Consider the following 11,810-nt stretch of genomic DNA (forward strand, 5'->3'; position numbering starts at 1 on the left):
TATAATTTTACAAATAGGAGAAAAAATTTTATGAAGAAACTTAGTAACAGTACAACTATAATTATTTCTATGTTTTTAGGTATAATTGCTGGAATTCTTTTACAGGATAAGGCAGCTATATTTGCACCATTGGGAGATATATTTTTAAAATTAATTACAATGCTTATAGTTCCACTAGTATTTTTTAACATCATTCTTGGAGCAATATCTTTAGGTAAAACAAAATCCGCTGGAAAAGTTGGACTTTTAACTTTAGGATACTATTTATTTACATCGTGTATCGCTGTTGTTATTGGAATTGGAGCTGGATATATATTCAATCCTGGAGTGGGAGTTATAGTTCCTGCATCACTACTAGCAAAAGAGGGTGCCTATGCAGGTGCGAACTCTGGATTAGATTTTTGGGGAACTATTATCAATATAATACCTGATAATCCTTTTAAATCATTAATCGAAGGAAATATTTTACAAATTATTTTCTTTTCACTATTCTTTGGACTATGTTTATCTAAAGTATCTGATGAAAAACAAAAACCAATTATAGATCTTTTAGAAACAGTTAATGAAACTTTAATAAAAATGATTGAAAAGATTCTTCTTTTGGCTCCACTTGGTGTTTTTGCACTGATGGCTAACTCTATTGCACTTTTTGGTATCAATATACTTTTATTAGTTACAAAATTATTTTTAGTATTCTCTTTAGCTCTTGGTTTAATACATTTTATTATGTTACCAGGGTTTGTTAAACTGTTTACTGGAATATCACCAATTAAATTTATTAAGAAAACTGCTCCTGCACAGATTTTAGCATTTTCAACTGCTTCATCTATGGCCACACTGCCAGTTAATACTGAGTGTTGTAAAAAACTTGGAGTAAAAAACTCAACTGCTTCATTTATATTACCTTTGGGAGCTACTGTTAATATGAATGGAAATGCTATGCTTTATGGACTTGTAACAATGTTCTTTGCTCAGATGTTTGGAGTAGATCTTGGGCCAAGTGAATATGTAGCAATAGTTCTTACATCTGTTCTTGGAGCTGTTGGAACTGCTGGTGTTCCTGGTCCATCACTGCTTGTTGTTGCTGTTTTAGCTGCTGCTGGTGTTCCTGTTATAGCTCTTCCACTAGTATTTGGAATTGACAGAATAATGGATATGATGAGAACTTCTACTAACATCTTAGGAGATGCTTCATGTGCAGTTATTATGGAAAGCATATTAAACAAAGAAAAAGAGGTTATATAACCTCTTTTTTTAATCTGACAATATTTTTGTTATATAATCCTCAATGTTTTTCTCTGTAGCTAACTCATCTAACCCTTTTATTTCATCACATTTTTTAGAAAAATTTGTAATTTTTTTTACAACTTTAATTTGATTTTCCTGTTCCTCTCTTGAAGTTAATATTAAAAATATATTTTTAGTTAATTTCCCATCTAATGAGTTCCAGTTTATAGGATTTTCCAAACGTGCATATATTATTTTAGTTTTAGTTTCATCCTCTATATTTCCTTTGGGAATAGCTATACTATTCTGTAATCCAGAACAAACAATATCCTCTCTGTCCAAAACATTTTCTAAAATATTAGCTTCTCTATATTCTAATTTCAATAAATCTAAGAGTTTACTAATTGCTTGCTCTTTATATTGAGCTTCTAACTTTATACCTGGATACACTAATACTTCGAAACTCTCTAAATAATTAAAACGCTTAGATGCAATTGCTAACCAAGGACCATTAATTATAGATGATAAAATTGCTGCAAAAACTATGGCTACAAAAAGTTCTTTATTTAATAATCCAAAGCTTAAAGCTATCAAACTTACAACTATATGCATCTCTCCTCCAGGAGTATGAGCTATTGAGATTATATTTCTATACTTTATATTCTTCGATAAAGTTGAACCAATCCATGCTCCTAAATATCTTCCTGTAACACCTACAAGTGTTATAAAAAGAGCTAAAAACAGATTAAAACTTTCAAAGAAATTAATCTTAAGTCCTATATTTACAAAGAACAGAGACGCAAATATAGAGTAGACAAAATTATGTACAGTATTTCTAGCACTTTTTGTAAAAATTGGTGAATCTCCAGCTACAATTCCAGCTATAAAAAAACCAAAAAGTGTATGAATCCCTATCTCTAAAGTTATCAGTCCAAAAACAACTCCAGTTGATATTAAAACAGCTAATACTCCTTGAACCCCATCACTATCTTGATTTACAACTTTTGAAAAAAACCAGTTTACAACTTTTTTTCCTATATTTAAAGCTAAAACTGTAAATACACCTGTATAAAGAGTTATCTTTACAGCTATCTCCCAATCAAAAAATTTCATTGAAAAAAGAGAAAGTAAAAGAGTAAATACAATCCAACCTATAATATCGTTAATTGTTAGTGCTGATATTATTAAAAATCCCAAATCACTTTTCATTATTCCAACTTCTCTTAAAGCTCTAATAGCTATGGGCAGAGCACTTATAGTCATAATAACTGAGATAAAAAATGAGGTTATAAACTTATTATCACTAAATTCAAAATACCTACTTGGTAAAAAATATATGAAAGCCATTGAAAATACTATCGGTATTATTATATCCAAAATTGAAATTACTAAAGCATTTTTCCTTTGTTTCCAAATACTTGAAAAATCTACCTCTATTCCAGTTGATAAAAGAACTAAAAATAGCCCAAACCATCCTAATGTATCTAACATAGCTACTTGAACAAGATTTTGGGGAAATATAAAGTTATATATTTTAGGAAAAAATGACCCTAATATAGTGGGACCTAAAATAATACCTACTAATAGATCTCCTGTTATAGTTGGCTGATTATTTTTTTTCAAAAAACTGTTTACAAAATTTGTTAATATAAAGATTATAGAAAGCTGAAGTAGTAAATAAAATATATTAGCCTCATCTATTCCTATCATGTTACGCCTCCTAACTTATAAATATATTAGTCTTTACTCTCTCTAAAATTTGTACTCCTAATTTATTCATAACTTTTTCTAGAAAAAATCTTTTACTTAAATTTCCCATTATTAATAGATCTTCCTCATCTATTTTTTCAATAAATTCATTTAAACTATTCTCTTTTGGAAAATACTTATAAAGTTCAACTTTTATATTTTTACTCTCTATTAGCTCAATTAAACTGTGATCTAATTCAGTATAATTCCATGTTAATACATCTATTTTTTTTATATCCTCTTTATAAAAGTTTAAATAAAAATCATGAAAACTTTTATTTATTTTTACTCCATTATCACTTGTTAATACAACATTATCAAAGCTTAACTTCTTTCCCTTTAAAATAATCATTGGTTTATATAGCTTCTTTAAAATTTCTAATATAAAGTTATTTAATCCAGGTTCTTCACTGATTAGGATAATATCAGTAGTTTTCAACAACTCTTTTACTGAATTACTATTTTCATCTATTAAAGATATATACTCATCTGTTAAATTTTCCTCTCTTAATTTTATGTTTAAATTTTTAAAAAATTTATCCTCAACTTTATTAACTATATCTTTTAAATTATCTTTACTTAAATCAATAATTGCAGGATTTACCATATATACTGGTTTTATAACATAACCATAATTTTCTTTTAAAAATTTACAACTTTCTATTAGATAGTTTAAATCATTTGTATTTTTAAAAATAACCATCGCTTTTTTCATTTTTCCTCCCTGCCATACGTTTTAAAATTATACTTATTTTATTTATTACTTTAGAATAAATAATAATCTTTTTTTATTTAGGCCTTTTTACAAGGATTTTTATTTTTTCACTTGAAAAATTATATCAAGAAAAACTTTTAACTAGATACTTACTATAATAAAAATGTGAGGTGCGTATGATTTGGGCTATTTTAATTGATTTCATAGGAAGTTTAGGAATATTTTTATATGCACTAGAATTAGTGTCAAAGGAAAGTCAAAAAGTTTTTGGAGAAAATATAAAAGAATATTTAAAAAGATTAACTGAAAATAAATATAAGGCTATTGCTACAGGAGCTATTGTAACAGGTATAGTTCAGTCCTCTTCAGTTGTATCAGTTTTAATTGTTAACTTGGTAAATTCAGGAATTTTAAATTTAAGAGATTCAATAGGATTAATTTTAGGAACGAACATAGGAACTACAGCAACAGGATGGATATTTAGCATTAAAATAACAGCTTTTTCAATACCTCTAATAGCTGTGGGTAGTATAGTTTATTTTTTCTCAAATAAAGAGGTCGAGAAATCAAAAGGAAAGTTTATCTTTGGATTTGGGTTGCTACTTTTAGGGCTTCAATATATGAGTAGCTCTATAAACCCACTGAGAAATGATCCTAACTTTATAGCTCTTTTTACACTTTTCAAAGCTGACACATATTTTAATATAATAAAAGTTGTTGCCATAGGAACAGCTGTAACAGCTATAATTCAATCCTCCTCAGCAGCAGTGGGAATTATTTTAACACTTGGTCTTCAAGGATTAATAAATTTAGAAACAATATTAGCTTTAATATTAGGAGCAAACATAGGAACAACTATAACTCCTATTATATCATCTTTAAACAGCAGTTATGAGGCTAAGAGAACAGCTATGCTTTGTTTTTTTGTAAAGTTTATTTTAGCTATATTTTTTATTCTAGTATTTCCTGCCTATGTAAAGATTGTAGAAATTTTAACAGCATCTAGTGGTGTAGCAATAAAAACTGCAGTAGCAAATACTTTTGTTAATGTAGTAAATACTATTATATTTCTACCCTTTTTTGGAACTATAGAAAGAGTATTTTCTAATATTTATAAAGGTAAGATTGATAAAGTATCCATTTCAGAGACAGAATTAAATACATTTTTAGAGATAACATCAAATACAATGATAAACATCTTTAACAAAGAGATAATAAAAGTTATGAAGATTATTGAAGATATTTTTTCAAAAAATGAAGAGAGTGAAAGCTATAAAAAAATAGTGCTAATAGATAACGAGATTACGGAATACTTTATTTTAAAATCAGGTACTTTAGAAAAAAATATAGATAGTTTTAAAATATATCGGTATATTAAAATTTTATCTGAATTGAAAACCATTGCTAAATATTTACTAAAAATAAAGAAAAATTTATCAAAAGAGAATCAAAAAAAAGAGATTACAAATTTTTATAAAATCTTAAATATTATCTTTAATGATATTAGAGAATCTTATGAGGATAAGAAAAATAATGGATTAGATGATACTTTAGAAAATATAACGTTTTTAGAAAAAGAGATAGTAGCTTTTCAAGAAAAAGAGACAAGTTTAGAAAATTTAAAAATATTAACACTATATAAGCGAGTAATAGTTCACTTTAGAGATTTAGTAAAATTATATATAGAAATTAAAGATATCAAATTTATAAAAAAGAGCTTTAGAGTTTAGTCAACTTTAAAGCTCTTTTTCTTTAATAACTTTCTTATCCCATATTTAAATTATAAATTATTCAATAATCTCTGTTCTAGGTAGCTCTACTGGTATTTCATGAATATATCCTCCACCTGAAAATCTAGTTGCATATGGTGCAAATCCAGCGATTTCAGATGAACTTCCTAGTTTTAAATAATTCATTCGAGTTTTTTTATCTTGAACAATAAAAATTCCTAATAGTTATTCTTCAATATATCCCAATGCTTTTAATATCTTTTCTCCTAGGTTTCTATTTTTTCCTTTATATGGATAGCAGTGGATGTGTATTGCTGGATTAAAATTTAACTCTATTATAGCGTAGTTATCAATTGGATTCGGATTTTTTATATCCTCTATCATCATATCTACCCCGCATATTTTAGCTCCCACAGCCTTTGATGCTTTTATAGCAATCTTTTTATAAGCATCTAAAATATCATCAGTATAATCTAAGCTATCCCCTCCTGTACTTATATTTGAATTTTCTCTTAGGTATACAACTTCATCCTTTTTAGGAATATACTCTATAGTTAATCCCTGTCCTTTTAAAAATAGTTTTTCTGGGTCTTCCAATCTTATCTTCTCTAAAGGAGTTTTATATCCAACACCCCTTAATGGATCTAAATTTTTCTCTTCTACAAGCTCTTTTATGCTTCTCTCTCCATCTCCTTTTACATTAGCAGGAACTCTATGTAAAATACCAACTACTTCATCCCCCATAACAAAAATTCTATACTCTTTTCCTTTTATAAATCTCTCTATAAGAATTGAATTATCCTCTTTAAAAGCTATTTCCAATGCTTTTTCATAATCCTCTTTTGAAAACTCCTCTTTAAATATTGTAATACCAAGTCCAAAATTTGTAGACTTAGGTTTTATAACTATTCCAGCTCCATATTTTCTATAATCACTTTTAGCCTCTTCAATATTAAAATAATCTTTTCCTTGAGGAACTATAATATTCTCTTTTTCCAAAACTTTTTTTGTTACAACCTTGTTCTCCATAATAAGCATAGTCACATATGAATCTAAAGATGTTTTAGTAGCTTGTTTCACATACTCCACTTTCTTATCTTTTTCCAAAACTATAAAATTCTCATCTCTATCTAAAATTTCAAACTTAACTCCATTTTTTATAGCTGCTTTTAGAAGTATTTGGGTAGATAACTCTAGATCTTCAAAACCTTTAAGAGTATATGGTGTTTTTTTCATTTCATTTAAAAATTCTTTTGCTTTATCTATATGAAACTTTACAAATCCCTTTTGCTTCACCTCTTTTAAGACTAAATCTGAATATAATCTATTTGATAAAACCTTATTTTTTTGATACTGTAAAACTTTCTCATCCTTATTTGTAAAGGCTCCTATAGCTTTTAAGTGCCTTTCTATCTCCTCTAAAATAACTATTGAATACTCTTTTGGAGAAACATTTTTATCCTCACAACAAATTAATCTAAATTCATCTGAATTACCTTTATTAGCAAGAATCTCTTGATTTTTTAAATATCTAAAATAGTCCTTTTCTTCAAAAGGTTCGTCATCTTTTAAAAATAGAAAAAGTATAAATAGATGTAAAAACTCTAAATCTGTTTTCTCTATACCTATCTCTGAAAAAGGATTTAAATCTATTGATCTAAACTCTAAATATTCAATTCCACTGTTTTTTAACTCTAGCAATATCTCTTTAGGATTTTTTGTTTTTAACCTAATTGGACTATAGTACTCTTTTGCACTTGAAATACTCTCTTTTTCTATTAATCTTTCTAAACTTTCAACATATTTATCTACACTTTCATAATTTACAAAAAAATCTTTTTCATTTCTATAACCACAGCTACCATTTCTAAAAGAAACCAAATCTTCAAAGTAGTATGTATCCTCTGTAAATTTTTTCATTTTGTCTATACATTTTTGAAGGTATGTCTCATGAATAACAGGGCTTGCACCTAATAGATATATAATCATCCAACCATATTTAAAATAATTTCTAGATATTTTTAAATAAATATTATTTTTAAACTCTTTAAATGATGTTTTCTCCTTAGATAACTCATATAACTCCTTTAAAAATTCATCGTCAAAAGAAAAATTAAAATGTATTCCTGATAAAAGTTGTTTTTTTCTACCATATTTTAATGCTAACTTTTCCCTATATTTCTCCAATTCTTTATTTTGAGGAAACTTTCCCAGTGGAATTAACTCCTCAGATGGTAATATCGGAGGTACACTTTGAGACCATAAATATTCATCTTTTAAATTTGTTGCAACTATCTCATGAATATTTCTTAAAAAATCATAGGCCTTTTCTACACTACTCTCTGTAGGAGTAATCATCTCTATTTGGCTTTCAGAAAAATCTACTGTTATATATGGATTTTTTATTTTATCTCCAAAAAATTTAGGATGATTAGTTAGTGCTAACTCTCCATTTTCATTCACTCTTAAACTCTCTTTTTCAATACCAAATCTTCCTTTTTTTATATCTAAACCTAAACTATTTTCTTTTATAATTTTTTCTATTGTATTCATTTTTTATCAACTCCCTCATTTAAGTATTTTTTAAAAATCAATGGTGATAAAACTCCCTTTACTACACTTGACAATGATATACTTATCCAAACTCCATTTAATCCAAAATACTCTTCTTTTGATAAAATTAGAGCAGCTGGTATTCTTAAAGATGTAAATATTATACTTATTATCGATGGAACTTTAGGTTTTCCCACCCCACTAAAAGCACCATTTGTTACAATTTCATAACACATAAATAGTTGAGATAATCCAATTATTCTCATATAATTTATTGCTATCTCAACAGTTTCTGGTTTTTCTACAAATATTCTAACTAGATATTCTGGGAAAAATACAAATACTCCAGTTGTTACAACTCCAATTCCTGTACAAAGATGCATTGCTTTTTTATATCCCATTTTTATTCTATTTTCTAGACCTGCTCCATAATTTTGACCTATAAAACTCGAAATTGCTCCTTGTAATCCAGCTATAGTCATAAAAGTTATAGACTCAATTTGAAGTCCTATCTTTTGTGCTGCAATTGCATCTGGTCCCCACTGAGATATAATTTTTGCAATAGTTATTCCAAATCCAGTAAACAATACTCTTTGAAGAGCAATAGGGGTTCCTAAAGACATCATCTCTTTCATCTTACTCCAACTTTTAGATATATAGCTTTCAACTTTAAAATAATCTTTTGATTTTTTTACAAATAAATATGTATTAATTCCCTCTGCTAGAACTGTAGCTATAGCTGCTCCTGCCACTCCCCAATCAAATACAAAAATAAATATAGGATCTAAAATTATATTTAAAATAACTCCTACACTACTTATTTTAAAAGGTAGTTTACTTTCTCCATAGCTATTTAAAATTCTTGTATATAAAAAGTTAAAAAACTTAAAAATTAATCCTATTCCACCAATAATTAGGTATATTTGAGCCATTTTTTCAACTTCATTTTCTAAGTTAAAAAATCTTACTAAATTTTTTGAAAAAATTATAATTGGAAGAATGAATGATACTGCCATTAAAAAATTTAATGTACATGATGCTTTTATATACTCTTTGGTATTTTCAATATCCTTTGCTCCTATTACATGAGAAATCTTTATTCCAGCTCCTATTACAATCATTGAGTTAATTGCATAACCTAAATTTATAAAAAAACTAGCTGTTCCAACTGCTGCTACAGCATTGCTTCCTATTTTGCCCACCCAAAACATATCTACCAATCCATATATCATCTGTAAAAATGATGACCCCATTATTGGAAAAGCTAATGAGAGTAATATTTTTTTTATATCTCCTGTTGTTAAATCTACTTTTTTCATAAAATCTCCTTCAAAGTATATTGTTTCTGTTAACTTAAAATTTATTGAAACTGCTCCAATCCTTTGAGGTATAATAGTTATTCGACCAACCAATATCCCCCCCAAGAAAGGAGCAGTTTTTAACTATGTATATTAATAATATTTCTTGTCCTCGTTGTTTCTCTAAAAACCTTTATCGTTTTGGTAAAAACAATCTTGGACATCAAAAATATCAATGCAAAGAATGCGCTAGACAATTCTCTGCTAATTCTAAACCTGGTGATAATAGGCGTTCATATCCTAAATGTCCTATTTGTAATTCAGGAACATATTTACATCACGATTATCTTTATTATTCTAGATTTAAATGTAACTCTAGAAAGTGTACTCATATTCATATTGCAGTAAAAAAGACTTCTGATTTTAATAGTATTTCTTCTGAATTTAAATCTAAAACAATTAATATTAAAAGACTTAGAACAAATATCAATGTTGTCATTGATGCTTTGTATATGTATTTTGTTCATTCAGCTACCACAAGAGCTATTTCACAATATCTTTTAGATCGTAAAAACATTAAAATTTCTCATGTATCCATTTACAAATGGATTAAAGGTTTTGGAGGTATTTTTAAAGATATCGTTTCTAAATATACTCCGCAAAATTTAAATCTATCTGATGAGTGGCATGTTGATGAAACTGTAATTAAAATCAAAGGTAAAAGATATTACATATGGACTTTAATTGACTCTGAAACTAGATACGTTATTGATTGGTATCTTACAACATCAAGAGAAGCAACCTCTGCTTTTCACCTATTTGATAAGGTCAAAAAGCGATTTGGAGCACCTCAATCAATAGTATCTGATAGATTACCTAGCTACAATATTCCAACAAAAATAGTATTCTCAGAATCTAAACACATTAAAGTTCAATCATGGTATGACGAAGTAACTAATAATCTAATTGAAAGCTTTTTTAAAAGATTTAAACATAAATATAGAACAACCCACGGTTTAAAGTGCGAAACAAGTGTAAACGCACTATTAGAAGGCTTCTTTTTCTTCTACAACTATATTACACCGCATAAAGGACTAAGTAATCTAACTCCGGCCAAAGTTGCTGGCGTAGAATATAGCGAAATTAGTAGAAAAAATCTACTGCTATTTTAACAAAGAAAAAGAATATTCTTTATGAGACATAGACAAGCTATGTCCTTTTGTGATATCATTTTTTTATAAAAATATTTCAAGTCGAAAATCTTTATCCCTTTTCAAAGAATTGGACCTATTTTTCATCTTTAGTTAACAGATTCAGTATATTAGTTTTTTCTAATATGAATTTAACACTTTTTCATATCTTTGTCAAACTAATTAAAATAAAAAAAGATGTGATTTCTCACATCTTTACGAAACACTTAGTTTTTATCCTGCTTTGGGAATGGTATATAATCAACTAAAATATCTACAAAAGATTGAATATTTCTAGTTTGAATAATCACTTTTCCCTTTCCTTTAAAAGTATTTAATAGTCCCTCTCCAGATTTAAATCCAAATAGTCCACTTGCTATTTCTAATCTATAATCTAATGTCTCTTGCCAACATACTACATGCCCGTTGTCAATTTGAAAAGATTGAGAACCATCTAGTTCTATTTCAATTAAATCTCCAAATCCATTAACTAAAAGCTCTCCCTCTCCTTTAGATTTTAAAATAAAGAAACCACCTGTTCCTCCTAAAATAGAGTTCAACAGTCTTTTTTGTCTAGTCGATGTATAATCAACTGAAGTATTACATGCTAAAAATGCTCCGTCATTAATATACCATTGATTTCCTGAAGATACATTTAAAACTTTTATATTTCCAAATCCCTTTGGAGCAACTGCAACTCTTCCTGAAGATTTAGCTGTAGCTACAGATGTAAAAAAACTCTCTCCTCCTAAAAAAGCTTTTCCTATTGCTGCAAAAAAACCTCCATTTACTTTTCCTTCTAAATTTATGCACCCATCTTTATAAACCATGCACCCTGGTTCTATTCTTATACTTTCTCCTCTTTCTAACTGAAATTCAACAAGAGAAGCGCTTGTTGATGATGTTTGAACTATTTTCAATTTTTTTCACCTCATATTTTTTTATAAATTGTATTAAATTTAATTTTATTATAATTTTATTATAATTTTAAAACTTTTTTAACTACTTTAGTAGTCTAAAGTTTATAAGTGTTAAAAGATAAAAATAATTAATCCCTAAAAAAGCCTCTAATTCGTAGAGGCTTTTCTCCTTTTTAAATGATTTTCTAAAATCTCCTCATGAATGCTCTCAACAATATCATTTAAATTAAGAATATTTATAATTTTTATATTTCCTTTTAAACTTGGTTCGTCACTTAATATTAAATCAAAATTGTTACTATAAAACTCTCTATTTATTTTATAAAAAAATGATGGTTCAACTGTAAACTCATAATTTTTAAAATGTCTTTTCAATTCATTTCTCAAAAAGCTATCATCTAATATATTTACTTCATTAAACAATAATA

Annotated in this window: 10 protein-coding genes; 3 read left to right on the forward strand and 7 right to left on the reverse strand. The window is 27.3% G+C overall.

Annotated elements, in window-relative coordinates; genetic code table 11:
• The first annotated feature begins 30 nt into the window (after nucleotides 1–30).
• Nucleotides 31–1,245 carry a dicarboxylate/amino acid:cation symporter gene (locus HMPREF0202_RS09780; protein WP_023050650.1) on the forward strand — a complete coding sequence of 405 codons (1,215 nt, stop codon included), beginning with the start codon at nucleotides 31–33 and terminating at the stop codon, nucleotides 1,243–1,245.
• A gap of 9 nt (nucleotides 1,246–1,254) precedes the next feature.
• Here the strand turns inward: HMPREF0202_RS09780 and HMPREF0202_RS09785 are convergent, their stop codons facing one another.
• Entirely contained in the window at nucleotides 1,255–2,937 is a 1,683-nt protein-coding gene (locus tag HMPREF0202_RS09785; RefSeq protein WP_023050651.1) for a cation:proton antiporter domain-containing protein, read from the reverse strand.
• Nucleotides 2,938–2,947: 10 nt separating this feature from the next.
• The gene (locus HMPREF0202_RS09790; RefSeq protein WP_023050652.1) at nucleotides 2,948–3,691 is read right to left on the reverse strand and encodes a hypothetical protein; all 744 of its coding nucleotides are present in this window, start codon (nucleotides 3,689–3,691) and stop codon (nucleotides 2,948–2,950) included.
• A gap of 176 nt (nucleotides 3,692–3,867) precedes the next feature.
• Between HMPREF0202_RS09790 and HMPREF0202_RS09795 the strand changes: the two genes are divergently transcribed.
• Complete coding sequence (locus HMPREF0202_RS09795) at nucleotides 3,868–5,421, forward strand: Na/Pi cotransporter family protein (protein ID WP_023050653.1); 1,554 nt, start codon at nucleotides 3,868–3,870, stop codon at nucleotides 5,419–5,421.
• Between the two features lie 57 nt (nucleotides 5,422–5,478).
• On the opposite strand, the gene HMPREF0202_RS15640 is transcribed toward HMPREF0202_RS09795, so the two are convergent.
• Genes HMPREF0202_RS15640 through HMPREF0202_RS09805 form a run of 3 tightly spaced genes read right to left on the reverse strand, consistent with a single transcriptional unit; the run spans nucleotide 5,479 to nucleotide 9,386 of the window.
• The gene (locus tag HMPREF0202_RS15640) at nucleotides 5,479–5,607 is read right to left on the reverse strand and encodes a hypothetical protein (protein ID WP_023050654.1); all 129 of its coding nucleotides are present in this window, start codon (nucleotides 5,605–5,607) and stop codon (nucleotides 5,479–5,481) included.
• Nucleotides 5,608–5,646: 39 nt separating this feature from the next.
• A complete protein-coding gene (gshAB, locus tag HMPREF0202_RS09800) occupies nucleotides 5,647–7,974 on the reverse strand; it encodes a bifunctional glutamate--cysteine ligase GshA/glutathione synthetase GshB (protein ID WP_023050655.1) in 2,328 nt (775 codons plus the stop codon).
• Nucleotides 7,971–9,386 (reverse strand): MATE family efflux transporter, encoded by a 1,416-nt coding sequence (locus HMPREF0202_RS09805; RefSeq protein WP_245576459.1) that lies wholly within the window; start codon nucleotides 9,384–9,386, stop codon nucleotides 7,971–7,973. Before HMPREF0202_RS09805 ends, gshAB begins: the two co-directional genes overlap by 4 nt.
• A 32-nt stretch (nucleotides 9,387–9,418) precedes the next feature.
• Here HMPREF0202_RS09805 and HMPREF0202_RS09810 point away from each other — a divergent pair, with 32 nt between their 5' ends.
• Nucleotides 9,419–10,444 (forward strand): IS6 family transposase, encoded by a 1,026-nt coding sequence (locus HMPREF0202_RS09810; RefSeq protein WP_023050657.1) that lies wholly within the window; start codon nucleotides 9,419–9,421, stop codon nucleotides 10,442–10,444.
• 245 nt (nucleotides 10,445–10,689) lie between these two features.
• On the opposite strand, the gene HMPREF0202_RS09815 is transcribed toward HMPREF0202_RS09810, so the two are convergent.
• Together HMPREF0202_RS09815 and HMPREF0202_RS15350 are read right to left on the reverse strand one after the other, a co-directional pair.
• Nucleotides 10,690–11,382, reverse strand: a complete 693-nt coding sequence (locus HMPREF0202_RS09815) for a TIGR00266 family protein (RefSeq protein WP_023050658.1) — start codon at nucleotides 11,380–11,382, stop codon at nucleotides 10,690–10,692.
• 147 nt (nucleotides 11,383–11,529) lie between these two features.
• Nucleotides 11,530–11,810 (reverse strand): hypothetical protein (locus HMPREF0202_RS15350; RefSeq protein ID WP_023050659.1); only part of this gene is annotated, 281 nt, incomplete at its 5' end.

Origin of the sequence: Cetobacterium somerae ATCC BAA-474, from assembly GCF_000479045.1 — a bacterium.
Lineage (GTDB): Bacteria > Fusobacteriota > Fusobacteriia > Fusobacteriales > Fusobacteriaceae > Cetobacterium_A > Cetobacterium_A somerae.

Bases quoted from the DNA above. Each gene is read 5' to 3' on its own strand.
- HMPREF0202_RS09780 (WP_023050650.1), top strand. From the start codon at position 31: ATGAAGAAACTTAGTAACAGTACAACTATAATTATTTCTATGTTTTTA.
- HMPREF0202_RS09785 (WP_023050651.1), bottom strand. From the start codon at position 2,937: ATGATAGGAATAGATGAGGCTAATATATTTTATTTACTACTTCAGCTT.
- HMPREF0202_RS09790 (WP_023050652.1), bottom strand. From the start codon at position 3,691: ATGAAAAAAGCGATGGTTATTTTTAAAAATACAAATGATTTAAACTAT.
- HMPREF0202_RS09795 (WP_023050653.1), top strand. From the start codon at position 3,868: ATGATTTGGGCTATTTTAATTGATTTCATAGGAAGTTTAGGAATATTT.
- HMPREF0202_RS15640 (WP_023050654.1), bottom strand. From the start codon at position 5,607: ATGAATTATTTAAAACTAGGAAGTTCATCTGAAATCGCTGGATTTGCA.
- gshAB (WP_023050655.1), bottom strand. From the start codon at position 7,974: ATGAATACAATAGAAAAAATTATAAAAGAAAATAGTTTAGGTTTAGAT.
- HMPREF0202_RS09810 (WP_023050657.1), top strand. From the start codon at position 9,419: ATGTATATTAATAATATTTCTTGTCCTCGTTGTTTCTCTAAAAACCTT.